20 protein-coding genes are annotated in these 24,756 nt (G+C 46.1%); 12 read left to right on the forward strand and 8 right to left on the reverse strand.

Going from position 1 to position 24,756, the window contains the following annotated elements:
- The 7 genes from ACFQZR_RS28060 to ACFQZR_RS28090 all read left to right on the forward strand — a co-directional run.
- Positions 1 to 270, forward strand: a 270-nt coding sequence (locus ACFQZR_RS28060) for an IS3 family transposase (protein WP_379351595.1), incomplete at its 5' end; no start/stop codon positions are given.
- A gap of 319 nt (positions 271 to 589) precedes the next feature.
- Positions 590 to 1,690 carry an amidohydrolase family protein gene (locus ACFQZR_RS28065; RefSeq protein ID WP_379351596.1) on the forward strand — a complete coding sequence of 367 codons (1,101 nt, stop codon included), beginning with the start codon at positions 590 to 592 and terminating at the stop codon, positions 1,688 to 1,690.
- A gap of 75 nt (positions 1,691 to 1,765) precedes the next feature.
- On the forward strand, positions 1,766 to 2,719 hold the full coding sequence (gene mraY, locus ACFQZR_RS28070; protein WP_379351597.1) for a phospho-N-acetylmuramoyl-pentapeptide-transferase: 954 nt from the start codon (positions 1,766 to 1,768) through the stop codon (positions 2,717 to 2,719).
- Positions 2,720 to 2,806: 87 nt separating this feature from the next.
- The gene (locus ACFQZR_RS28075; RefSeq protein ID WP_379351598.1) at positions 2,807 to 3,118 is read left to right on the forward strand and encodes an ArsR/SmtB family transcription factor; all 312 of its coding nucleotides are present in this window, start codon (positions 2,807 to 2,809) and stop codon (positions 3,116 to 3,118) included.
- A gap of 81 nt (positions 3,119 to 3,199) precedes the next feature.
- Complete coding sequence (locus tag ACFQZR_RS28080; protein WP_379351599.1) at positions 3,200 to 4,360, forward strand: MFS transporter; 1,161 nt, start codon at positions 3,200 to 3,202, stop codon at positions 4,358 to 4,360.
- Between the two features lie 156 nt (positions 4,361 to 4,516).
- Positions 4,517 to 5,881 (forward strand): TrkH family potassium uptake protein, encoded by a 1,365-nt coding sequence (locus ACFQZR_RS28085; protein ID WP_379351600.1) that lies wholly within the window; start codon positions 4,517 to 4,519, stop codon positions 5,879 to 5,881.
- Between the two features lie 104 nt (positions 5,882 to 5,985).
- Positions 5,986 to 7,644: a histidine kinase N-terminal 7TM domain-containing diguanylate cyclase gene (locus ACFQZR_RS28090; protein ID WP_379351601.1), complete on the forward strand. Its 1,659-nt coding sequence runs from the start codon at positions 5,986 to 5,988 to the stop codon at positions 7,642 to 7,644.
- 98 nt (positions 7,645 to 7,742) lie between these two features.
- On the opposite strand, the gene ACFQZR_RS28095 is transcribed toward ACFQZR_RS28090, so the two are convergent.
- From ACFQZR_RS28095 to ACFQZR_RS28120, 6 genes are all read right to left on the reverse strand, one after another.
- A complete protein-coding gene (locus ACFQZR_RS28095; RefSeq protein ID WP_379351602.1) occupies positions 7,743 to 9,710 on the reverse strand; it encodes a methyl-accepting chemotaxis protein in 1,968 nt (655 codons plus the stop codon).
- A 242-nt stretch (positions 9,711 to 9,952) separates the two neighbouring features.
- Positions 9,953 to 11,335 (reverse strand): sugar porter family MFS transporter, encoded by a 1,383-nt coding sequence (locus ACFQZR_RS28100; RefSeq protein WP_379351603.1) that lies wholly within the window; start codon positions 11,333 to 11,335, stop codon positions 9,953 to 9,955.
- 255 nt (positions 11,336 to 11,590) lie between these two features.
- A complete protein-coding gene (locus ACFQZR_RS28105; RefSeq protein WP_379351604.1) occupies positions 11,591 to 12,961 on the reverse strand; it encodes an AraC family transcriptional regulator in 1,371 nt (456 codons plus the stop codon).
- Complete coding sequence (locus ACFQZR_RS28110; protein WP_379351605.1) at positions 12,936 to 14,396, reverse strand: sensor histidine kinase; 1,461 nt, start codon at positions 14,394 to 14,396, stop codon at positions 12,936 to 12,938. The genes ACFQZR_RS28105 and ACFQZR_RS28110 overlap by 26 nt, the downstream gene beginning before the upstream one ends.
- Positions 14,393 to 15,382, reverse strand: a complete 990-nt coding sequence (locus tag ACFQZR_RS28115; protein ID WP_379351606.1) for a sugar-binding protein — start codon at positions 15,380 to 15,382, stop codon at positions 14,393 to 14,395. Before ACFQZR_RS28115 ends, ACFQZR_RS28110 begins: the two co-directional genes overlap by 4 nt.
- A gap of 158 nt (positions 15,383 to 15,540) precedes the next feature.
- The gene (locus tag ACFQZR_RS28120; RefSeq protein ID WP_379351607.1) at positions 15,541 to 17,004 is read right to left on the reverse strand and encodes a protein adenylyltransferase SelO; all 1,464 of its coding nucleotides are present in this window, start codon (positions 17,002 to 17,004) and stop codon (positions 15,541 to 15,543) included.
- 220 nt (positions 17,005 to 17,224) lie between these two features.
- Between ACFQZR_RS28120 and ACFQZR_RS28125 the strand changes: the two genes are divergently transcribed.
- A complete protein-coding gene (locus ACFQZR_RS28125; protein WP_379351608.1) occupies positions 17,225 to 17,734 on the forward strand; it encodes an RNA polymerase sigma factor SigV in 510 nt (169 codons plus the stop codon).
- A gap of 5 nt (positions 17,735 to 17,739) precedes the next feature.
- Entirely contained in the window at positions 17,740 to 18,618 is an 879-nt protein-coding gene (gene rsiV, locus ACFQZR_RS28130) for an anti-sigma-V factor RsiV (protein WP_379351609.1), read from the forward strand.
- A 75-nt stretch (positions 18,619 to 18,693) separates the two neighbouring features.
- Here rsiV and ACFQZR_RS28135 read toward each other — a convergent pair whose 3' ends face one another.
- A complete protein-coding gene (locus ACFQZR_RS28135; protein WP_379351610.1) occupies positions 18,694 to 19,134 on the reverse strand; it encodes a hypothetical protein in 441 nt (146 codons plus the stop codon).
- A gap of 226 nt (positions 19,135 to 19,360) precedes the next feature.
- Between ACFQZR_RS28135 and ACFQZR_RS28140 the strand changes: the two genes are divergently transcribed.
- Positions 19,361 to 20,806 carry a DEAD/DEAH box helicase gene (locus ACFQZR_RS28140; protein ID WP_379351611.1) on the forward strand — a complete coding sequence of 482 codons (1,446 nt, stop codon included), beginning with the start codon at positions 19,361 to 19,363 and terminating at the stop codon, positions 20,804 to 20,806.
- Positions 20,807 to 20,882: 76 nt separating this feature from the next.
- On the opposite strand, the gene ACFQZR_RS28145 is transcribed toward ACFQZR_RS28140, so the two are convergent.
- Positions 20,883 to 21,968, reverse strand: coding sequence for a saccharopine dehydrogenase NADP-binding domain-containing protein (locus ACFQZR_RS28145; protein ID WP_379351612.1), 1,086 nt, complete (start codon positions 21,966 to 21,968; stop codon positions 20,883 to 20,885).
- Between the two features lie 226 nt (positions 21,969 to 22,194).
- On the opposite strand from ACFQZR_RS28145, the gene ACFQZR_RS28150 reads away from it, so the two are divergent.
- Positions 22,195 to 23,349 carry a winged helix-turn-helix domain-containing protein gene (locus ACFQZR_RS28150; RefSeq protein ID WP_379351613.1) on the forward strand — a complete coding sequence of 385 codons (1,155 nt, stop codon included), beginning with the start codon at positions 22,195 to 22,197 and terminating at the stop codon, positions 23,347 to 23,349.
- Positions 23,350 to 23,435: 86 nt separating this feature from the next.
- Positions 23,436 to 24,725: an MFS transporter gene (locus tag ACFQZR_RS28155; RefSeq protein ID WP_379351614.1), complete on the forward strand. Its 1,290-nt coding sequence runs from the start codon at positions 23,436 to 23,438 to the stop codon at positions 24,723 to 24,725.
- The last annotated feature ends 31 nt before the right edge of the window (positions 24,726 to 24,756 follow it).

The following is a 24,756-nucleotide window of genomic DNA, read 5'->3' on the forward strand; positions in this document are numbered from 1 at the left end:
CAGATGAAACAGTATCAACATGCTTTGAAGAAACAAGGAATTACCCAAAGCATGTCTCGAAAAGGCAATTGTTACGATAACGAGGTAATCGAGAACTTCTTTGGCATTATGAAGTCGGAATTTCTTTATATTAATGAATTTGAAAGTGTAGATCACTTCAAACAAGAACTGGCACTATATATTGATTACTACAATCACAAACGCATCAAGTCAAAATTAAAAGGCATGAGCCCGGTACAATACCGAGCTCATGCCCAACAGGTTGCATAAAAATATTGTCTAACTTTTTGGGGTCACTTCAAAACCTGGGGCTGCTTTTCTCTTCACCCCAATAAAGGAACCACCTCATCTTATGTCGAACTTCTCCGGTATGATGCGAATAACAAAATCTTCCCTCAAACATATAACGATTATTCTACTATTTATTGGCGTTCTTTTTAGCCTCCGCTGGACTTGGTCCGAATTTTTCACTGCATCGGAGTCGCCTCGTGCTGCCCATGGCGAGCTGGTTTCTATTGAACCAGCTCGTTTTTCTATATATAATTTCTGGTAATACATCCAAAATGAGTTTAATAGAGCGAATGGAGGAATGAACGTGCCTCAACAAAAACGGCATGTTGTACTTAGCGTAATCACCGTCGGTATGCTCCTATTCACAGGATGCACCTCTGGCAACAGCGTAACTGTCGAGCCAATGAGCGAGTATACGCCTAAGCCAGATCTCGAGTTGATTCAGAGTATTCGCAAGAACAAAGATGCAAGCAAAGAATTGTACGAGGTATACCGCGACCTTACGCTCATTGACATTCATAACCACGATGCTGGGTACCCGGCGGCCGTATCGAAATGGGGCCAATATGGCATTGACCGGATCGTATTATTCGGAGATATTTCGGAGCCTAGCGCACAAGCTACGGATCAGCTGGCTTGGGACCAATATCGCAAGGAACCTGCGCATGTATACCCTTCCTTTGCAGGCTTCCCGATCTATGAAGAAGAAGGGCTATCCATCGTGAAAGACAAATTGGAGCAAGGATACTTGAATATCGGAGAGATCGCTGCCGCATCGACCTATTCGCCGGTTGTCTCCAAAGTAGAATGGAAGGCGAAACACCCCAATGACGGTTATTTCCCGCAAATCTATGGCCTGGCTGCCAAATATCGCGTTCCGATTCTACTTCACATCGACCCGCCCAATGGGCCGCCGATTTCCGATCTCGAGAAAGCCTTGGAGCAGCACCCGGATACGATTATTATTTTTGGACATGCCAATGCCTACAACGACCCTAGTCATATCAAAAACCTATTAGCCAAACATCCGAATGTGTATATTGATTTTTTCGCAGGATTTACGGCTTATAATCCCGAAAGCACGAACAAATTACAAGACTTCATTCCACTTATGGAAGAATACCCAGACCGATTTATGTTATCGACGGATTCCGGATATGGTCTAACGACCGAACAAGCCGCGAAGGCATTATACGAGACGATTGATCTATTAACCCCTGAGACAGCTCTCAAAATTGCCTCTCAAAATTATGAACGATTGATCGAATTGCAGCCTCCGACGGACACGCAGATCAAGAGAATAACAGCGTTATCCGCCAAGCTTGGCAAAAAAGAAACCTATCGACTAAATAAACGAATGGCGAACGAATTGATTTTCAAGTTGGAAAGTAAATCGTAAGACAACGAGGAATATTTGTCCATATTATGAAAATATAATAAACTAGAATGATATCGATCAAAGGAGAAGCTTCCTATGGAGTCTTCATTATTTGCTGCTTTAAGTATTTCTTTTTTGCTGGTAACGATGCTAACACCTGTCTTAATTTGGGGGTTACGTAGTCTGAAGCTCACGCAACCAATCCGAGTAGAGCTGCCGCCAGAACATCATGCCAAACGCGGTACGCCGCTCATGGCCGGCATCATCCTGCTTATTGGGGTACTGACTTCAATCTACTTCCATCCCAAACCGCTTGTTCTTTTTATCGGGGCAACATTTGTGTTATTTAGTCTCGTTGGCTTTATGGATGATTTTAAGAAGGCGGCATTTCAAGATCCGTCGGGGATATCGGGGAAAACAAAACTGATTTTTCAATTTACATTCACCATTGCCCTGCTGCTTATCTTGCTATTCCAATTCGATTTGAGTTCGGAGATTACGCTATTCAAAGGTTTCACCTTTCATTTACCTATCCTTGCCTATCTCGTCATCATGACATTGTTTATTGTCGGATCTGCGAATGCGATCAATTTTACAGATGGGCTCGACGGCCTGCTGATCAACGTTGCCATACCTACCTTCTTTTTCTTCTTTGTCATTTCGGAGCGAATTGAAGTAAAGACATTTTCCTTGGTCATGGTCGGCTGCCTGCTAGGTTTATTTATTTACAATATTTATCCGGCAAAAGCCTTCATGGGCGACACCGGTTCCCTTGCCATTGGCGGCTCACTTGCTTTCTTAGCGGTGATTGAAAAGGTTGAAATCTTAATCCCGATCCTATTCTCCGTTTATCTCGTGGAACAATTTTCGGTAATCCTGCAGGTCTGGTATTACAAGAAAACCAAACTAAGAATATTCCGAATGGCTCCCATCCATTTTCACTTTAGTCTGAAATACGGGTGGAGTGAGAACAAAATCGTGATGATATTCGGATTTATATCCTGGTTCTCCGCATTGATCTCCTGGGCGATCTGGAAGTACATATTATAAGAGCGAAATGAAATGACCGGGGCAGCAATCCGTTGCCTTCGGTCATTTTACATTTACAAATCTATAAAAGTAGATATAATGTTCTATATGGAACCTTTATTGATATATAAAGCTTTATCGAACGAGACACGTTGTCAGATCATGCAATGGTTAAAAAATCCCGAGGAATTCTTTGATGAAAACCCCTACTTACAACAAGACCTCAGTTTTCGGATTGGCGTGTGCGTAGGAGATATTCAGGCGAAATCTGGACTTGCACAGTCGGTGATCTCGAGTTATTTGTTGACGATGCAAAAAGCGGGTTTGTTAGAGTCTGAGCGAATCGGCAAGTGGACGTATTATCGTCGGAATGAACAGACCATACAAGCATTTTCCGACTACATCCAAAATAAACTGTAAACGGAGAGGAGGATCTCTTTTTTTGTTTTAACATATCTATTTTTCTATATATATAAATATGAATGGAGACTTACACCGAACATGAAAAAGATTAACTCGTTACTTATCATCATTCTGGCTCTAGGCGTATTCGGCATTATCACGACCGAAATGGGCATTATCGGGGTTCTGCCCCAAGTCATTCAAAAATTTAATATCTCGGCTTCACAAGCTGGTTGGCTTATCAGTATATTTGCTCTGGTCGTTGCTGTCTCAGGTCCATTCCTGACATTACTCACTTCCGGTATGAATCGGAAAATCGTCCTATTAACGGCCGTTCTCCTTTTCGCGATATCCAATATCGTGTATGCCTATACGACGAAATTTGAAGTTATGCTAGCTTTCCGTATTATCCCCGCCATTTTCCATCCCGTTTTCTTCTCCGTCGCCCTTGTGACGGCAGCTAGACTTGTTCCCCCGGAGAAGGGCAGCAAGGCGATTACGCAAGTTTTTGCTGGAATAACGGTCGGATTTGCTTTTGGCGTACCATTGACTTCGTATCTTGCCGAGCAGTTTTCGTTAGAAGCTGCTTTCTTGTTCGGCGCATTGGTGAGCGCGATTGCCTTCGTAGGCATACTTGCCTGGCTCCCCTCCATGCCTGTCACAGAAAAAATGTCCTACGGCAAGCAGCTTGGGATCCTACGCAAACCTCAATTGTGGTTAAATATCTTGACCGTTATTTTTATCTTTGCGGCGATGTTCTCGGTGTATAGCTACTTTGCTGAATATCTTGGACAAGTCACCGCAATGAATGGGTCATGGGTAAGCATCATGTTGATGGCTTTTGGTGTCATCATGATTTTGGGGAATTTTATGTTTGGGGAATTTTTGCATAGAAACATGACCAAAACCGTCATCTTGTTTCCTCTCCTCTATGCGGTAATATACTTATTTGTTTATTATCTGGGGCCATATTTCGTTCCGATGATTGTGGTCGTCTTCATTTGGGGGGCGGTGCATTCGGGTGGGCTGATCGTCAGTCAAGCATGGTTAACGACGGAGGCGAGAGAAGCTCCTGAATTTGGTAACAGCCTTTTCGTCTCATTCTCCAATCTTGGAATAACTGCAGGTACCTCCATCGGCGGCTGGTTTATTTCTGGATTGGGCATCCATCAACTCATCTGGAGTGGTGTGATGTTTGCTCTCCTAGCTTTCTTATTCATCATGATTAAAATCAAAATTTTCAAATCAAGCAGATACTAGAGAAAAAACAAGGAGTATGGTAGACTCTAATCTGAGCAACGAAAAATGATCCTATGCGTATAAGCCTATAGAAGAGGCAGCTCTTCTATAGGTTTCTTTTCTGCTGCCAATATCTCATATTTATATGATGAACACAATTGAGAGGTTAAGTAATCCATGTTCAAGAAAATGAAAAACTGGCTGGAAAGGCGTTCACCAGCCCAGGTGATATCCGGCTATTATTTACTTGCAGTAACCATTTCTATCCTATTATTCAATATCCCAGCGGTGCATAAGCCTGGGGTCGACATGACTTTTTTTGATACGGTCTTCACCGCTGTTAGTGTCGTAAGCGACACCGGCTTGGGTGTTATCAATGTCTCGGAAACCTTTAGCGTGTTCGGGTATTTTGTCATTATGCTCGTCCTGCAATTCGGGGGTATTGGCATTATGGCGATGAGCACATTCTTCTGGATCCTATTGGGCCGCAAAATTGGACTGCGTGAGCGACGACTGATCATGGTTGACAATAATCAGTTCGCCCTATCAGGTCTGGTTCAATTGGTAAAGGAAATCCTACAAATTTTTATCCTGACAGAACTGGTCGGGGCACTCCTATTCGGGTTTCATTTCTTGCGATATTTCCCGACCTGGCATGAAGCATTTCTTCAAGGACTGTTTGCGTCTGTCAGTGCGACAACCAATGCGGGGTTAGATATTACGGGGAAATCCCTGATCCCTTTTGCAGGTGATTATTATGTGCAGCTGCTGACGGTTCTGCTGATCATTTTCGGCTCCATCGGCTTCCCTGTCTTAATTGAAGTGAAGGCGTACTTGTCTAGGAGAAAGTCGAAGCTTGAACAACCCTTCCGCTTCTCCTTGTTCACCAAGATATCGACGTTGACGTACGGGATTCTTCTTCTAATCGGGACCGTCCTTATTTTCGCACTCGAATATCAACACTTTTTTAAGGGTATGGCATGGCATGAGAGCTTTTTCTATTCGTTCTTCCAAGCGGCAACGACGAGAAGCGCCGGGCTTACGACCATGGATATCAGTGAATTTTCGCATCCGACGCTCTTGGTTATGGGTGTACTCATGTTTATTGGAGGATCCCCGAATTCAGTAGGCGGCGGAATTCGGACGACAACCTTTGCACTGAACATGTTATTTATCTATCACTTTGCTAGAGGGAACCGGGAGATCAAAGTTTTCAAACGTGAGCTGCACCAAGATGATGTGATGAAGTCACTCGCCATTACCTTATTGGCCGTGATCATGTGCGGTATATCCGTCGTAGCAATCAGTATTTCGGACAAGCAGCATCAGCTGATAGAAATTTTCCTAGAGGTCTGCTCTGCCTTCGGTACGGTAGGCTTGTCTACGGGAATTACCCCGGAACTCAGCATTTTTGCCAAATCGATTCTTATCGTTCTGATGTTCATCGGAAGAATCGGACTTACCTCTTTCTTATTTATCATTGGCGGCAACAAAAAGGAAGCACGGTACCATTATCCTGTCGAGCGAGTGATTACGGGTTAACTAATATTTCACAATTTTGCATATTATAAGCCCTTTCGACTTCCTTATATGAAGCGAAGGGCTTATAATGAATTGGATTATTATGACATAGAGGTGTATATTGGGTGTGGATTGACTTGATTTTGTTTTTCCTTTTATTTGCCCTATTTGCTTACGTATTTGTTACCGTAACCATTACGAACTTGCACAAGGCTTATTTAGTATTCCACTTTTCCATGATGGTATGGCCGTTCTGTCAGTTTGCTATAAAAGCAACGGAAAATTCCAAGTTTCAATTATTTTATGTGAAGCTCGCTTTTGTAGATATGTCTATGTTGACCATCGGATGGCTATTATTCACACTTTTCCTCACGGGTCGATCTCTATTTCCGCGAAGAAAAGTAACATTCGCCATTTCTGTTCCTGCGTTATTCGCAGCCCTCATCGTGATTAGCAATCCCAATGCGATGTTCGTCAGCCCTCTAGACGGCGGATATATACAAAGAGCTTATGGACCGCTTTTTTGGCTCTGTATCACGGTTTTTATAGGGTATGTGGTCGTTTCGCTTTATCTCATGTATCTCGCTTTGGCAGCCAATAGCCCGCCTCGCATCAAGAAGCAGGTGAAGCAAGTGCTGTTAGGTATTGTGGTCATGACTGCGTTCATTCTATCAGACATCTTCATCAACGTTGTTCTCTTGCACTCCCAGGAAGTTATTCCAGGGTTGACGTCTATCGGCATTTTGCTATCTGCTATCATCTTTGTTATTGCCATTCATCGCGATAAAGTATTCGATATTGTTACCATTGCCCACCAAGACATCATTAACACCATAGCGCACGGGATTCTCGTGCTAGACGACAATGAGACCATTGTAGAAATTAACCAGTCGCTTCGTCCCTATGTCGACTTGCATGTTGGTGACCACTTCGATATAACATCCATCCTCCCACATCATGAATCCGCTAATAAAACGAACTTATTTATTCAGGCTTATCAAGAATACCCTCTAGAGAGAACCGAAATTGAAGTGATATATCATCATATAATCGATCGCAGCTATGTCCATATTCATGCCGCCCCGATTATGGTTGGAGATACCATGGTTGGGCGAATCATCACGTTTCAGGATATGAGCGTCCTTCGCCGCCTCATCGACGAGACCAATTTGCAGAACCAAATCTTACAAGAACGTAATCGGTCCTTAATTGCGATTCAGCAGGAGCTTTTTGAGTCTAACCAGAAACTTGAGAAGATGGCGATCACCGACAGCTTGACGAATTGTTACAATCGGCATTACTTAACACAACAATTAGAACTTGAAGTGATGAAAAATATGAACCATCAAATACCGTTTACATTGCTTCTAATCGATATCGATTATTTTAAATCAGTCAATGACAACTACGGACATCTGGTCGGTGATCAAGTCATATGCAACACGGTGGAAGCCATTAAGCAGCATCTGCGTCCGCGTGACATTTTGGCTCGTTATGGCGGGGAGGAGTTCATTATCTATCTGCCCAATACGAATCAAACCCAAGCAAGCATCCTAGCTGAGCGTATCAAGTCTACCGTCGAATCGAAAAAGATGATTGTCTCTCAGATTAAGCCTGCTTTATCGATCACCATCAGCATAGGATTGCTAGCCTTGGACAAAATGTCGATGCAGCACTCCAAGGACTCGAAATCAACCCTTAATGAATTGTTCCAATCTGTAGACGAAGCCTTGTATCAGGCCAAAAGAGAAGGACGCAACCGAATTGTAAGCGTCGCAAGATAAATAACAACGACTATGCTGCGGTATAATTTAAGGGCGCCCCGTTGGGCGCCCTCTTCTTGATATTCAAAGATCATTCCGTGATCGGATACACGACATGCTTAGAGCTTGAATTGGGAAATAACTACTTTCAAGCGATCCGCCATCTTCGACAGCGCTTCTGCTGAGATGCTGATTTCCTGCATGGAGGCAAGCTGTTCTTCCGTCGTAGCTGAGACACTCTGTGTGTTCCCAGCCATCGCCGTTGTGATCGACCTGGCATCATGGATATCGCTGGCCATTTGCTCGGTTCCTGCTGCCATCTGTTGGACCGAAGCCGATACTTCCTGGATCTGCGTTGTAACAATATTCACCGACTGTTCGATACGCTGGAATGCTTCGCCTGCTTCATGCATCACTTCGATACCAAGCGTTACCTCCGCTGCACTCTGCTCTGTATCCCGTGCGGATCTGAGCATCTCTGACTGGATATGTTGGATCGTCCCGGCAATTTGCTGCGCCATCGAGTTAGACTGCTCGGCAAGCTTACGCACTTCTGTAGCGACGACGGCGAAGCCTCGCCCATGCTCCCCTGCACGAGCTGCCTCGATCGAGGCATTGAGCGCGAGCAAATTCGTCTGCGAAGCAATGCCGGCAATCGCTTGTACGATATCATCAATACCGCGCGCCTGATCGCTTAGACCTTTCATGGATTGGCCAAGCTGGCTGACGCTACTGCTAATCGACTGCATCTGATGAACTGTTTTTTGAATGGAATGATGGCCCGCTTCAACCATATCAGACGAATGAACGGATGCCTGGGACACAGTCTGTGAGCTCTCCGCAATCTGTCTTACTCCCATGATCATCTCTTGAACGGTGAGGTCGACACGGTTCATGCTATTCATCTGCTCATCCGATCCTTCTGCCAGCCGCATTATACTCTCAGCCGTATACTGGGAGGCTTGGGCTGATTGCTCGGAAGCAGCCGCCAGCTCTTGGGAAGAAGCGGACAGCTGCATCGACGTATCCGACACTTCCTGCAATACATTGCACAATGAGTCTGTCATCTTTTCGAAAGCTTCACTTAGAATACCGAACTCATCCTGCGTCTTATGATGCACCCGTTTCGTTAAATCGCCGTCGCTAACCATATTGGCTGCCTGAATCAATCGTCTTAGCGGTTTAAGGATCGATCTGATCGTAACATATACTAAGACGGCTCCAACCAACAGGCCAATAGCGATCACAATAACAGTCGTTCGGAAGATCGGTTGAGCAGCGTCCTTAAATTCCTGAACATTGATGGTTCCTGTAATCTTCCAGCCTGTCTGCTCATTGGTCACGAAGTCCATGATCTTGGGACTGCCCTCGTGTACATAATCCACATGTCCGGAAGATTTGGCATATACATCATCCAGCCAACTCTCCTTCAATACATGCCCGGCTTTGTGTGTCGGATGAACGATGACTCTTCGATTCTGATCTAGAATAACAGAGTAACCTTTTTCCCCTACCTTCATGTTCTGAGCTATCGTTAGGATCTGTTCAAGATTTACATCCACAGCGACGACCCCCGAGCCGTCTTCAAGGGCTCGCGAGATCGTAATGACCATATTGCCTGTTGTAGATGATTTATAAGGAGGAGAAACAATGGAATCCCCTTTTTGTTCCATGCTCGCCTTGTACCAATCCCGGTTGCGCGGGTCATAGCCATCAGGCATTTTCACATCAGGAAATTGAATCATGGTTCCGTCGAACGTGCCTACATAGGAGTCCTCGATCCCCTTATGCTGAAGCTGGAATTGTTCAATGAGTTGCCGAGCAGAAGTATAACTCTGTTCCTTATCCCCTTGATATCGGATTGTGTTGGCTAGGAAGGCAACATTCTGTTTATTTTCCAGAATGACCGAACTCAATTTTTCATTCAATAACTTGACACTTTGCTCCGTACCTTGTCTGATTTGCTTCTCTACTGTGGAGCTGGCGCTATCATAGGAGAATAGGCCAATGGCTACGCTGGGAGCGATCAATATGACTATAAAAGATAGAATAAGTCTCGCCCGTATTGTGAATCTCCATTTCATCATGTTCCCACCTTTAGAAGTTATGTAATTCTTGAATAGAGGAGAGAATCGCATTCTTGACGCCTCTCACCGCTTTACTATTATCGGCATTTGACGATATAGACTACACCTCTACCGAGACATTTCCGGAGCAAGCGACTGACCTACAAGTTTTGCTTACAAAACTCGCTTTGAAAGCGAGGAAGGTTCAATCGCCAATGATACACAACAAAGATGCCGGGACAATTGTCCCGGCATCTATATTTTTAACCTTTTGAGGAGGCCAACAAGGATTCGATTTCCTCCAGCGATTTCCCCTTCGTCTCAGGTACGATCCGCCAAGTGAAGAAGAACGTAATCACGGACATGACACCGAAGATCCAGAAGGTAACCGCCGGTCCTGCGGAAGCAAGCATTGGAGGGAAGGTCTGGGATACGATATAATCCGCTGCCCACAATGCCATCGACGCAATCGCCGTCGCTTTCCCGCGAATACGATTCGGGAAGATTTCGGACATAATCACCCAGACAACGGGACCGAGCGATATCGCAAAGGAGGCGACATACACCAAAATAAAGATGAGCACGAGAACCCCGGAGGTATGCCCCGTATAAAATGCAGCTCCAATCACCGCCAGACTCACCGCCATGGAAGCCGATCCAACCATTAGCAGAACCTTACGCCCGACCTTATCAATCAGCCAAATCGCAAGAATAGTGAACACGAAATTAATGAATCCAACCAGGATGGTCTGAATCAGCGCAGCGTTCGTGCCCGCACCCGTTTCCTTAAAAATCTCCGGTGCATAATACATCACGGCATTAATCCCCGTAACTTGCTGGAGAATCGCGAGTCCAACGCCTACGATTAGCGCAATCCGCAACGTAGGACCGAACAACTGACGGATCGAACCACTCTCCTGTGCGAACGATTTCTTAATGTCCAATACTTCCTGCTTCGCCAGTTCCTCACCGTGGATCTTGAGCAGGATCGGCAGAGATTCAGCTGCCTTGCCCTGCTTAATCAACCATCTCGGGCTCTCCGGCACGAAGAATAGCAGTACCAAGAATAATAGGCCTGGTAGGACGCCGAAACCGAACATATAGCGCCAACCCATCGCAATATCCCATGCGTCATTCCCATACCCGGCAATACCAAGATTAATGAAATAGGTCAGGAAGATCCCCGTAACCGTTGCGAACTGGTTCAAGGCTACCAGCCGGCCTCGATATTTCGCAGGCGCGATCTCCGCATTATAGAGCGGACAAAGAGTAGAGGTAATTCCGATACCAATACCGCCGATAATTCTAGCGATGATATAAGCGCTGAAGGTCGTCGGAATGGCAGATCCGATAGACCCGATAATAAACAGGATCGCAGCGGTAATGAGCACCTTCTTCCGGCCGAATCTGTCACCAAGCACACCAGAGCTTGCAGCTCCGGCAATACAGCCGATAATCAAGCTGGAGACAGCCCACCCTACTTCCACTTCATTTAAGCTGAAATGGTCTTTCATAAATCCAATCGCACCTGACACGACAGCAGTGTCAAATCCGAATAATAACCCTCCCAAAGCGGCAACCATGGAGACGAGGGTAACAAATCGCATGCTGACTTGTTGACCTTCATTTTGTTCTTTTAAGCTCACGCAAGATTATCCTTTCTGACTTTTTTCGTACTTGCATACGAGTCCTTTATCTGATCACACAAGGGATATTCGTTACTGAGAGCCCATTATAGCATGGGTTGAGCCCAGGTCAGGGTTCGATTGCCTTCACTTATTTGTCGTATACCAGCATAATATTAGGCCAAGCTTCCGCTGCCTAGCATCAGAGCCATCGACTAGCACATTATTGTCCCCCAAAAACAAAAAAGTCCATGCATGCTGCATGGACATTCCATTCTATAGTTGGTTGCGATATTCCGTAGGCGATACGCCAATGACCTTCTTGAACACGCGACTGAAGTAATTCGGGTCCTTATACCCTACGAAATAACAGACTTCCTTCAAGCTGAACTGGCCTTCCTTGATCAACGCTTTGGCCTTGTCAATGCGCAGTCTTGTCACGTAATCAATGAACGTCTCCCCGGTCTGCTGCTTGAACACTTTGCTGAAATAATGCGGATTTAAGTGGACGTGGTCCGCCACATCCTCTAGGGAGAGATCTTCGCGAAATCTCTCTTGAATGAATGTAACGGCATCATCGATGACACTCCATGTACGCTGTTCTCGTTCCTCCCGAATGTGCTTGATAGCTAATTCCACGTAAGTACGTTCAGCAACATGCTCTGTCATCACAGGATCAGCGGTTTGGTCCGCTGGCCCTCCCGGCGACGGCATAGTCAGATCTTCAAAAAGACATAAGCTGCCCCATTGCTTATGATACGTAGATGCAAAAACACCTTCAAAATAGGATTTTCGGATGCCTCGGATATCCGTACCCACAGAGCCAATGCCTACGGTCGCGTTGATACCGCGCTGTTCGCGAAGTAGCTCCATCAGCTTCGTACCAAGCCCTAGCGCCTCTTCTCGCAGTACCGCATCCTTCGTCATATGCCTCTCCAGAAGGAAAATGGCCATGTGCCCGTACACCATAGAGCTGACAACACAGCCGGTGCGATGCTTGATCAACCCTTTTGCCGCGTTTTTGACCGTCTCAAATATATTTCTCTTTGTTATGCCGAGCTCTTGGTAGGGAAGGTGTCCCATATCAGGCAAGGCAAGCACGATTGCGCATCCTTTATCACTAGAGACCCCGAGAATATCAGCCAGCTGCTCTACTTCCGTCTCATTCACTTGATCGGACATGAAGACGAGCGCCATTTCCGTCTCCGCCAGGGGAAGAAGCTGGAAGAACTTGTCCCTGATTGCGAACTCCTCATCCCGTTTACGCTTCTCCTGGTCAATCTCGTCAATCAGCTGCTGCAGGAGTGCGACGATATGATCGCGTTTGGCCGGTTTAACCAAATACTCTTTGACTCCCATCGCAAGCGCCTCTTTGGCATATTCGAAATATTCATAGGCGGTAACCAGAACCATTTTAACCTGCGGATGGTGGGCCTTAATTTCTCTTAAAGCTTCAAGGCCTTGAATCCCCGGCATTTTGATATCCATCAGAATGATATGCGGACGAAATTCATAAGCCTTCTGAATCGCAATACGACCATTCTCCGCATGAATAATCTCAAAGGTATTCGGCATCATTCGGGTAACGATCCATTCGATGCCTTCTCGCTCTAGGGCTTCATCATCTGCGATTAATAAGCGATACATCTTCCTCCTCCTTCCCTGCAGCTGGAAGCCGAATCAGAACCGTCGTTCCTTGGCCCGGCTCGCTGTAAATATCAATAAGATCTTCTTGTCCATAGAATAATTCCAGCCGTTTAAACACATTGCGTGTTCCGAGTCCCGTGGATTGCCCCTTAGACTGCGCAACTGACGGCTTGTACTCATTGTGAAGCAGCGACTGGCGTATCTCTTCGCTCATTCCGATTCCATTGTCAGAGATCGAGACTCTGACTTCCCCAGGGCTGCATGTCACGGTAAGCTTAATCTCTGCCCCTTCCTCCATACCCTCAATGCCATGGACGAAAACATTTTCCAACAAGGGTTGTAAAGTTAGTGTAGGAACCCATACATCCAGTCCCTTCTCGTCGATCTCGGTTACAAAATGAATTCGATCGCGAAAGCGAGCCTGTTGAATCGTAAAGTAATCTTTGGCATGCTCCACCTCGTCCCTGAGCGTTACCGGATGATCCAGCTTCCGAAGGTTATACCGAAGGAGGTTCGACATCGTGACGGTCAGATCGCTCGTCTTCTCTGCGCCCTCGAGTAACGCAAGCTTAGATAGAACATTCAAGGAATTAAAGAGAAAATGGGGATTCATCTGATTCTGAAGCACCTCGAGCTCCAATGTTTTGACCAGCTTGTCCTTCTCCAAGCTTGCTTTCTCTTTCTCAATCAGCTCTTTCAGGTTGTCTTGCATATGTTCAAATGCTCTGGATAATATCCCAAACTCATGATTCTCACTCAGCTGGGGGGAGGAGACTTGTAGATTACCATCGGATATTTGCTGTGCGGTTCGCGTCAACTGCTTAATGGGTCTCGTGATACCCAAGGAAATCCAATAGGCAAACACGACACTGATCAGCGTATTCAGGATAAAAACCGCGACGCCCCAATTATTCATCGCTTTGGTCTGGGTGAAAATCTGCCGATAAAAAGGCTGATAATAGCTGAGCTCCAAATCATTGAGCTCGTGCCCCTCTTCCTGGATGAACGCGGCAGTCCGCTCAGCCTCTTCATAGAAAGCCGCATACGCCAAGGCATCTGTACGGCTCAAAGCATCGATTACACTCGCTTCTTGCTCCATAAAGGTGTCGACCATATGACGATAGCTGCGGACGGTAAGATCTGTAGATGGAATGGTATCTTGCGCCGATAGGCTTTCCCGCAGAACATTCAGCTCATGTTGCTGATGTATAAATTCGCTGTGGCTGGCCTTGCTTCGATCTGTTAAGTAAACATTCAGAGCCCGAAGATTGTTCTGTGTCTGTTCCGCAATTTGCTTGTATAATAATACCCGGTCCAGCATCACATTATAACTGTTCTGTACCTTTATGCCGCTCTGGAAGATGAAGAATGACAACGCGCTGCTCACGATAAAAAGGGATGGAATCACAATAAACAGCATTTTACGTATATTCATGGGCTGTTCCCCTTAGATTTCATATCGTCACGATCCAGCGTACTTGTTGCAATGAAGTGCTGAACCGGAATAGCGTCCCCCTTGAAAACCGCATCTACCAATTCAACGGCTTGGGCACCAATTTCTCGGGGCTGTTGAACCACAGAAGCTGTAATGAGTCCATCCGTGATCCCTTCCTTCGTTACCTCCAAATCATCAAATCCAAATACGCGTACATCCGCTCTATCCGCCGCTTTCAATCCTTCAACAATTCCTGCGGCATCCAAAGAGCTAAGTCCTACCATCGTCTGGATACGCGGGTATTGCTTCAATAAGGCTTCTGTCTGCTTTGCAGCTTGAATCCGTGAAATATTCGATGAGCGGACAGCCACGATCTCATAACCCGGTGTATTGGAAATCATGGAACGGAACCCCTCGAGCCTCAGCTGTTGATTGTCAGCCCATTCACTTCCAATGATGACGCCAATACGTCCCCTCTCGGCAGTATCTTGTATCACAAGCTCCCCCATGCGTTTGCCCGCTTCCCTATTATCTGTTCCCACGTAAGCGATCCGCTTGCTATCCGGCTCATCCGCATCGATTGTGATTACGGGAATCCCTTGATCGATGGCCTTGTTGATTAATTGCGTATATGGCTGACCCTTCATGCCCTGTACGAGAATCGCATCTGGTTTCGCAGCAATCGACTTTTCTAGAAGCTTCGTCTGTTCGGTAGGATTGATACGAATCGGGCCCATGTAATCGATCGCGATCCCCCGCTGCATTGCAGCTTCATTGGCTCCCTTTTCTACAGCCCGCCAGAATGGATTGTCTAGCTCTTGGGCGATTAGCACAACGTGTTTCATCGATTTGCTCACGACGCTGCTCTGGTTCATTTCCCGAACCAGATGATCAATCTTCAACGTAGGAGACACAAACTGGTATAAAAAATAACAGAAAACAAGAAGTATGACGATCAGCCCTAATGTCCTGTATCTATTGAACATGGGTCCCTCCAAAGTTTTGTCTAAAGATCATGTTTTATTATATAGAGGCTACTGGATAAACGGAAATTCCCCGTATACCGTATTATAAGAGCCTTGCCACCATACAGTGGCAAGGCTCTTAGGGCATCTGACATAACTATATGATTTTATATTACAAATCACGTACCGCAATAGGTGCGATACGGCTTGGTCGACTCCGACAATGTGCAGTATTCCTTCTGATCATCGGCGTACGCATAGGGTTCTGATAAAGCAGCGAGCAGCCGTTCCATCACACTGTAATCGCCTTGTTCTTCGGCGGCTTTCAGTGCCGCTTCAACCCGATGGTTCCGCGGGATGACCGCCGGATTACTGCTTCGCATCAATTGATTTGAATCCGCTCTTGATTCCTGTTGTCGGCCTAATCTCGCCTCCCAGCGTTCATGCCACGAAGTGAACTCGGGAGACCCGAACAGGTCTGATTCCTCCAACTGATTCAAGGTTAAGGCACGGAATGTATTGGTATAGTCCGCACGATGCTTTTCCATCAACCCGAGCAGGTCATTGATAAGCTCTTCATCCTGCTCCTCATCGCCCAAGATCCCTAATTTGGCCCGCATGCCCTCGTTCCAGTTCGTGTGAAATAATTCCATAAATCCGGCAATCTTGTCTTGCGCCAATTGAACAGCCTGCTCCTGATCCTCATGGAACAGCGGCAATAACGTCTCAGCAAATCGAGCAAGATTCCATCCCGCAATATACGGCTGATTGCCATAAGCATAACGGCCTTGCGAATCAATGGAGCTGAATACCGTTGCAGGATCATAGGCATCCATGAAGGCACAAGGACCATAATCGATCGTTTCCCCGCTAATGGTCATATTGTCGGTGTTCATCACCCCATGAATAAAGCCGACCAGCTGCCATTTGGCAATCAGCGCCGCCTGACGTCGGATCACTTCCTCCAGAAGCACAAGATACGGGTTCTCACCCGCATCAACGTCTGGATAATGGCGCTCTAACGTATAGTCGGCAAGGCGACGGAGGTCCTCCACGGTGCCAAATTGTGCAACGTATTGATACGTACCAACGCGCAGATGGCTGGCGGCCACACGTGTCAGAATGGCACCTGGTAGATCCTTCTCGCGGGTAATGAACTGCCCTGTTGTTACGACGGCAAGACTGCGCGTAGTCGGGATGCCAAGGGCATGCATGGCTTCGCTGATGATATATTCGCGCAGCATCGGTCCAAGAGCTGCCCGGCCATCCCCGCCACGGGAATAAGGGGTTCTGCCAGAACCCTTCAGCTGGATATCCATACGCTCTCCTTGCGGCGTAATCTGCTCGCCCAGCAGCAACGCTCGGCCGTCCCCTAACATGTTAAAATATCCGAATTGGTGGCCTGCGTACGCTTGAGCTAACGGCGAAGCTCCTTCGGGCACCTGATTACCCGCAAGTTCAGCCACACCCTCTTCGCTTTGCAACGCCTGAATATCTAATCCTAAAGATGCTGCCAATGGTTGGTTGAGCACGACCAGCTTCGGTGAGCGTACCGGATTTAGGCTCATACTGGAGTAAAATGACTTCGGCAGCTGGGCATAACTGTTATCGAAATTCCAACCTAATTTATGATGATTTGTCATAGGTTCTCCTTTATTTCTTATGGCTTCGCACTGTTAATGTCCACTTCCTCCCATTTATTATACCAAACTTTTTCGGAAGAACCCCCGTCTTGCCAATACAAAACACAAGGACACGCAATGAGGAGGTTATGAAAATGTTTCAGAAAAAGTAAAACTTTTTGACGTCGTTCCAGCGTCATAGCTACATCAAGTAATTACGTAGAGGTGGAGGCAAGAAATCATGCCCAGCAATAAAAAAAAATTCGAGAACTCACTTATTCAGTGCATTACGGAGCACAAAGAGAGTATTTATCGGCTTGCATATAGCTATGTACGAAATAAAGAAGACGCATTGGATATTGTACAGGATTCCATACATAAGGCATTCGCAAATGCAGAATCCCTTAAGAACCCTGACGCCATCAAAAGTTGGTTCTATCGAATCGTCGTGAATACCTCATTGGACTTCCTTCGGAAGCAAAAGCGCGTTCAAGTCGTTGATGAAGAAACACTAGAAGCCTATAGCCAAGGAACATCGGATTCCTATCACGATATTGATCTTGAACGAGCATTAGAGGAGTTGCCTGTTAAGTACCGAAGCGTCGTGGTTCTGCGATATTTCGAAGACCTCAAGATTGAGGAAGTTTCCGAAGTGTTGAATGAGAACATCAATACCGTCAAAACAAGGTTGTATCAAGCACTCCGTGTCCTGCGTGTAAAGTTAAATGATAAATCCACTATGGAGGTATAATGATCATGGATAATAATATAGAGAAGTTAAAGAAAAGTTATACGGAAGTTCCGATTCCTGAGGAACTGGACTTCATTGTGAAAAAAGCAATTCGCCAGAGCCGCATGAAACGAACGAATATGCGATGGATTATCGGTACAGCGGCAGCCGTCATCGTGTTCGTGTCTGGTGTGAACAGTAGTCCAGCATTCGCAAATGCCTTCTCCAACATTCCTGTGCTCGGCAAAATCGTGGAGGTGATTACCTTCCGAGAGTATAAAGTAGATGAAGATACGTACAATGCCAATTTGAAGGTACCTGCGGTGACAAATCTCGAGAATAAAACACTCGAACAGATGCTGAACAACAAATATCTTGACGAGAATAAGAAATTGTATGCTGAGTTTCAGAAGGATATGGATGACCTGAAAAAACAAGGCGGGGGGCACCTCGGGATCGATACGGGATATGAGGTAAAAACAGATAATGACCAAATTCTCTCGATCGGCCGTTATGAGGTCAACACCGTAGGTTCATCTTCAACGACGATGAAATATGATACGATCGATAAGAAGAACCAAGTGTTGATAAGTCTTCCGAGCTTGTTCAAGGACAATGCCTATATCGCCTTAATTAGCGAGAACATCAAGCAGCAGATGCTGGAGCAGATGAAATCAGATCCGGATAAAACCTATTGGGTGAAGAAGGACGACAAAGATACGGACCCAATGAATGATTACCAATCGATTCAAAAAGACCAGAGCTTCTATATTAACAAAGGCGGCAAACTGGTGATCTCCTTCGATAAATATGAAGTGGCTCCTGGAGCCATGGGGATTGTAGAATTCGTGATTCCTACGGATGTGATTGCATCGGACCTCGTGAGCAGCGAATATATTAAATAATAAGACGATAAAAGCATCTGACCATCCACACAACGAATGGATGAGCCAGATGCTTTTCTATTGACTAATCATCATTTATTCAGCAGCATGCGTCGATTCTTGCGGAGCGGCCTGATTCGCCATTTTCTTCGGCAGCTGCCATGCTGTAACAACGGCAAGTGCCGTAAATACGATATCCATCGTGCTGAACAAGCTCGAGAGATTCTCTTGGAATACAGTCATGACTTCACTTCCGAAGATCCCAGAGATACTCTCCGTATAAATATAACCAACGGTAAAATACTTACCGAGCAGAATACCGAGCAAACTCGCGATCACTGCAATCACTTGATGTGCTGCAGTAATTTGTTTATTAGCAAGATTGGCAACCACAAATCCAGCAAGACCGCCGACCGCCCACGCCACAATACCCAATTCATAATCCGTCAATGCCACGATAACTGCCCATGCTGCACCACCAATAATCGCTGCGATCAAAGCGCCTATTATCGGTAATGCGATTTTGTTACTTTCCAAAGCAATCTTCCCCCTACAAAGTTAATATTTTCCACAACGTATTTTACAATATTTTCTGCAAAACGACAATCTTTTCATTTTTCCTTTTTTATCCATCTCCCTCCTAACAAAACAGTCTTTCCACCGATACATGTAGATTCGGAGTATAATAGAGGGGTATACGACAGTTACATGGTGGAACTCTGTATGTATAAGGTTTTGAATATAGCGTAGAAGAGGTTAATTGATGAGTGAGAAACGATTTACAGCGTATCCATTAAGTGAAGAGATTGTGAGAGCACTGAACAGCTTGGGCTTTGACACGCCAACCGAGGTGCAGTCGGAAGTCATTCCTGTTGCGCTTCAGAAGAAGGATCTTGTCGTTAAATCGCAGACAGGGAGCGGCAAGACAGCTGCTTATGGCATTCCGCTCTGTGAGCTTGTGGATTGGAACGAGAATAAGCCGCAAGCATTGATCCTAACACCAACTCGCGAACTTGCGTTACAAGTCAACGAAGATATAACGAACATTGGGCGCTTTAAGCGAATTAAGGCAACGCCTCTTTTTGGAAAACACCCTTTTCATATACAAAAGGCCGAGTTAAAGCAAAGAACGCATATCGTTGTAGGTACGCCGGGACGTGTGCTGGACCATATTGAACGAGGTACGCTATCGCTAGAGCGGATGGCCTACCTCGTCATCGATGAAGCGGACGAGATGCTGAATATGGGCTTTATTGAACAGGTACAGTCTATCATTCAAGCGCTGCCTCGTGACCGGGTTACTATGTTATTCTCCGCTACGTTTCCTGAGGATGTGGCCCAGCTGTCACATCAATATATGGACAATCCTGCTGAAATTGAGATCCAAGCCAGCGGGATTACGACGGCCACGATTGAGCACGCTGTTATTCAGGTATCCGAGGCGGACAAGCTGGCGCTGCTTCAGGATCTTCTAATTGTTGAGAGCCCTGACAGCTGTATCGTGTTCTGCCGTACGCAGGAGCACGTGGACCAACTATTCCGAGAAATGGCTGATCTCGGTTATCCATGCGATCGGATCCATGGCGGGATGGAGCAGGAAGAGCGATTCGAAGTGATGCATGCGTTCCGAAGGGGACAATTCCGTTACTTGATTGCAACAGATGTAGCCGCCAGAGGGATCGATATCACAGATATTACCCATGTGATTAACTACGATATTCCGCTAGAGAAGGAAAGCTATGTTCATCGTACGGGGCGTACGGGGCGTGCAGGCAAGACGGGTAAAGCCATCACCTTCATCACGCCGAGGGATGGCAGACGATTGGCCGATATTGAGGCGTATATTGGATTTGCGATTCCGAAAGTGAACGCTCCCTCCGAAGAGGAGGTTGATCGCCGTAGAGCCGATTTCGAGAAGAAGCTTCATATTGGACCTGAACTCAAAAAAGATAAACGCGAGCAATTGAACAAGCAGATTATGAAGCTTAACTTCAATGGCGGCAAGAAGAAGAAGCTTCGTGCCGTAGATTTTGTCGGGACAATCGCTAAGCTTGACGGCGTAACCACAGAGGATATCGGCATCATTACCATCCTCGATTTCGTGACGGATGTTGAGATCCTGAATGGCAAAGGACCGCTTGTGCTTGAAATGATGAAAGATACGACAGTAAAAGGCAAGCTGTTAAAGGTGCGCAAAGGGAAAAAATAAACGCCGAGATGCCACGTGAAAACGCCACCCCAATCCAAGGGGTGGCATTCTTTCATCTATTCCCTCTACTCGATTACTAATTCACGAACTTGGCAAATTCCTTCAAAACGATATCTTTACAATTGATTTCAGAAAGTATTTCATCCATATCCGTTATTTCGAAAGGAAAAACGACACCTTTAATCTTTTTATGTACTGTAACTTTGGCTAAACCGGCCGTAACCATCGCCGTTGTATGATAATCTGAAAAGGTAGATAAGGATAACGTTCTTATGCACTCACGATGATCGATAATCCCTTTTACTTCAACAGTAAGAAAAGCATGTTCATTTTTATTCGGATTATGCTTAACAACTTTTGATAGAAACTTTTTGTTATTGCGTTTAAGAATATGATCAATAACTCTAAGTCTTCTTATTAGAGAGATTTGTTTGTTAAAGAAACGATTATTCCAAGAAGTCCAATAGTTAATTTGTTCAACGTTTAGTTTCTGTTTTAGACATTCTTTTTCTGCGTGATCGATAAGTCTTACTTCACTTTCATTGGATGGTTCCATAAAATACATTTTTCTCTTTTTTGTAAATCCTGATAAGTTAGCTGTATCGCTGTCCGTATCATAATGAACAGGTTGAGAAATGATTTTCAACATGTCCAATATGCCAGATATCCCTGCTTTTGCATTCGTATTTTGTAGTAATCCAATATTCACTTCCGTTACTTCTTGAAAACTAGAAACTGCTTTGTTAACCATCAACCCCGATAATCCCGGAAAAAATCCAGACATTACGACAGAGCCTACATCATTTTTATCAGCATCTTTATGTAGTCGTTTTACTTGTTCTACAAAGTTAGGGAATGGGGTTACATCAATACAAAGAATATGATGATCTATACAAGCCCTTTGAATGTACGGATTTTGTTGATTTACAGCTACGATTACAATATCGACATTCTGAATGGTCTTCGTTATGTCTTCTTCATTTGTTGCATCTAAATATCGGAATATTGCTTCCCGATGGATCGACTCTGCTAACCTCGTTCCTCTTTCTTCTTTATAATCAGTTACAATCAAGGTCATTTGATTGTTAAAAATGCGAAGTAATTCCATACAAATCAATTTACCAAGAACCCCTGAGGCTCCAACAACCATTACTTTCATCATACGCGTATCCTCTATTCTGCCACTAAGATGTGTACCGTCCTGTCCGTAGCTCTTGATCACCTACAACCCGCAATCATTTTGAGAGATAATTTCGACATACGACGTTGGAAAACCTTTATAAAGTCGGTCGGAGGGACGGCCATGCACATTTTCTCTAGAGTAACGGAAGGGTTGGTTGGTATACTCAAGTTAAGAAGTTTTTCCATGGGAAAGAAGGGTTGCCTGCATGCAACTGGAATTACACGCAAGTGAATATCGGGTGTCTGCCGAAGGCATAACGGTTGTGCTGCTCCCGAAGGAGTTCGCTCTATTGCAATTTCTCTACCGCAACAGAGGCCGTACATTCAGCCGGGAGCAGCTGCTGGATCACGTGTGGCCGATGGAATATCCGGTTGAACGGACGGTGGATGATCATATATACAGGCTGCGTAAGAAGCTGCGTCCTTTTGCAGATGTAGAGATTAAGTCGGTCCGGGGACTAGGTTACAGCCTGTCGGTGCAGAATTCAACCGCAAGAGAAGCGAACCCCACCACCCAAGATCCGGAGCTGCATAAGACGATGCGGGATGTATTCGGGAAATACCACCTATACGGCCAGGGTCGTTCGATGCTGACCCTTGCACGTCAACAGGACGTGCTTGGATTTGAACTGGACCCGTTTTATTCGGTGTATGTCCATTTTGTCCAAGGAAATCTGGAATGGCTGCTGAATACGGACGAGGTGCCGCTGAGAGAACGCTTATATTGGCTGCTGTTGTTCTATATGTTCACGGGAGACCCCAAGCAGAATCTAGCACTTTGCGAACAAGTCCTTGAGAAGAAGCTATTGACTCCCGCGCAGCACCGAGAAATGGAGATTCTCAACATTCTTGAATTGTATACGTTGGCGGGTGAACCTAGTAAAGCAATTGAACGCTTGAAGTTGAGTCACGTCGTGATCGCAGAACCGAAATACGAGAGCTTCATTCCGCAGACGGCTATTACAGAGATGTTTGTACATCTTGTTGCAGGGACGGAGGATTACGAGCTGGAGAAGATGGCGACAGCAATTGAGGATGGGATATTGTCCGCCAAGCCTTTTTTGCGGGAGATCGGCAGTTATAAGGTGGTCAAAGGATTGTGGATGTTGCAGCGTCAGGCATGGCGCGAAGCCGAGAATCTGCTGGACGAGGGGCTTCAGGTCCTGGACAGATCCGGTTTCGTGCCGATAAAGCTGTATGCCTTGCACCGAATTCATCATTACTGCAGCATGTTTCCTCCGAAGCAAGAATTGCAGCAGAAATATGCAGACATGTTTAAAGAAGAACAGGAGCAGATTGGCCTCCTCAAGCTGTTAGGGCCGTTGGAAGCTGCGATACGCAGCGAGTTAGGCCGTTGCTGATTACGCTCTGATTATCCTCTGACATTTCTCCAATACAGTAAGATCATGCCCTATTCGATCTTAATCGTGATTTGGAGGAATGACTCATGATCGCTTCACAACAAGCAGGGATCAGCCTGCTTCGCAACAAAATATACATGCGCGTCTATAGTGCCTTTGCCGCTGCATCCTTCGGGGACTGGTTCGATATGCTCGCCATCCAGGTGCTTGTCGGGTATCGCTGGCATGCCGATCCACTGATGCTGGCCCTCATTCCGGTCGCCAATGCGCTGCCCAGCATTCTGCTCGGTTCGGTTGCAGGCGCCGCCGCTGACCGGATGAACAAGCTGAAGCTCATGCGAATTTGCGATTTGTTGACGGCAATCCTGACCTTACTCGTGCTGTTCGCGCCCAATATGGCATGGCTGCTCCCGCTTCTGATGCTGCGTGCAGCCATCTCGACGTTAAACGTGCCTGCACAGCAAGCGCTCACGCGCAGCATCGTCAGGGAGGATCAACTGCTTCAGGCCACCTCACTCAACGGCATCGTGAACCAAGGCTCCAAAATCGCCGGCCCCTTGTTAGGCGGCTTCGCGCTGTCCGTGTTATCGCCGCAATGGTGTATTTTGATTTGTGCCTGCTTAAGATTAGGTTCTTATCTGCTGCTGCTCACCGTCAAGCATACCGAGACGGGAAATAGCAGGGAATTGCTCGATGCAGAGCATCAATCTGCGTCCGCGCCAGAGCAGCCCATTCCGCTGCGTACGCTGTGGGCAGAAGGGTGGAGCTTCATCCTGCACAGCCGACTGTTGCTCGTCACCATGCTGTTCGGATTAACCGGGGCACTCGCCATTCAGATGGTCGACTTTCAGTTCACCAGCCTTTTCCGAACGGTTGCCCCGGATCAGGAATCACTGCTCGGCTGGATGGTAGCGGCATCGGGTGTTGGAGCCATCCTTATCATTGTCGCGATGAATCGTATCAAGCGGCCAATCGGTTATGGGTGGAGGTTTGGGAGTAGTTATGCCTTGATCGGCCTATCGATTGGAGGGCTTGGGTTGCTCCCTGTCGGGGTCTCCGTACTGCCTGTACTGATATTAGGATTTATCATGGGCGTCGGCAATGGGATATTTATCGTTACGTTCAACTATTGTCTGCAGAAAGAAACACCCCCGCATATGATCGGTCGCATATTCGGGATTCAGAACACGATCTTAGGGATTGTGATGATTGGAGCGCCGCTGATTGGGGGGCTGCTGGTTCAAGTGGCAGGTCCTGCGGTCACCTTCCTGAATTTCGGGATGGTAATCGCCCTACTCGGGTTAGTAGGCATACTATTCGGAAAAATGCTGTGGCCTGCGCCAGCAAGCCAAGCTGTTACGTTCAAAAGTGCGTAATTCACCAGTTTCGTATGGTCAAGATGAGGTT

Source organism: Paenibacillus sp. GCM10027629, assembly GCF_042676425.1.
GTDB lineage: Bacteria > Bacillota > Bacilli > Paenibacillales > Paenibacillaceae > Paenibacillus_K > Paenibacillus_K terrigena.

Bases quoted from the DNA above. Each gene is read 5' to 3' on its own strand.
- ACFQZR_RS28075 (WP_379351598.1), top strand. From the start codon at position 2,807: ATGGAACCTTTATTGATATATAAAGCTTTATCGAACGAGACACGTTGT.
- ACFQZR_RS28115 (WP_379351606.1), bottom strand. From the start codon at position 15,382: ATGTTCAATAGATACAGGACATTAGGGCTGATCGTCATACTTCTTGTT.
- ACFQZR_RS28120 (WP_379351607.1), bottom strand. From the start codon at position 17,004: ATGACAAATCATCATAAATTAGGTTGGAATTTCGATAACAGTTATGCC.
- ACFQZR_RS28080 (WP_379351599.1), top strand. From the start codon at position 3,200: ATGAAAAAGATTAACTCGTTACTTATCATCATTCTGGCTCTAGGCGTA.
- ACFQZR_RS28065 (WP_379351596.1), top strand. From the start codon at position 590: ATGAACGTGCCTCAACAAAAACGGCATGTTGTACTTAGCGTAATCACC.
- ACFQZR_RS28150 (WP_379351613.1), top strand. From the start codon at position 22,195: ATGCAACTGGAATTACACGCAAGTGAATATCGGGTGTCTGCCGAAGGC.
- rsiV (WP_379351609.1), top strand. From the start codon at position 17,740: ATGGATAATAATATAGAGAAGTTAAAGAAAAGTTATACGGAAGTTCCG.
- ACFQZR_RS28140 (WP_379351611.1), top strand. From the start codon at position 19,361: ATGAGTGAGAAACGATTTACAGCGTATCCATTAAGTGAAGAGATTGTG.
- ACFQZR_RS28155 (WP_379351614.1), top strand. From the start codon at position 23,436: ATGATCGCTTCACAACAAGCAGGGATCAGCCTGCTTCGCAACAAAATA.
- ACFQZR_RS28145 (WP_379351612.1), bottom strand. From the start codon at position 21,968: ATGATGAAAGTAATGGTTGTTGGAGCCTCAGGGGTTCTTGGTAAATTG.
- ACFQZR_RS28085 (WP_379351600.1), top strand. From the start codon at position 4,517: ATGTTCAAGAAAATGAAAAACTGGCTGGAAAGGCGTTCACCAGCCCAG.
- ACFQZR_RS28125 (WP_379351608.1), top strand. From the start codon at position 17,225: ATGCCCAGCAATAAAAAAAAATTCGAGAACTCACTTATTCAGTGCATT.
- ACFQZR_RS28110 (WP_379351605.1), bottom strand. From the start codon at position 14,396: ATGAATATACGTAAAATGCTGTTTATTGTGATTCCATCCCTTTTTATC.
- mraY (WP_379351597.1), top strand. From the start codon at position 1,766: ATGGAGTCTTCATTATTTGCTGCTTTAAGTATTTCTTTTTTGCTGGTA.
- ACFQZR_RS28105 (WP_379351604.1), bottom strand. From the start codon at position 12,961: ATGTATCGCTTATTAATCGCAGATGATGAAGCCCTAGAGCGAGAAGGC.
- ACFQZR_RS28095 (WP_379351602.1), bottom strand. From the start codon at position 9,710: ATGATGAAATGGAGATTCACAATACGGGCGAGACTTATTCTATCTTTT.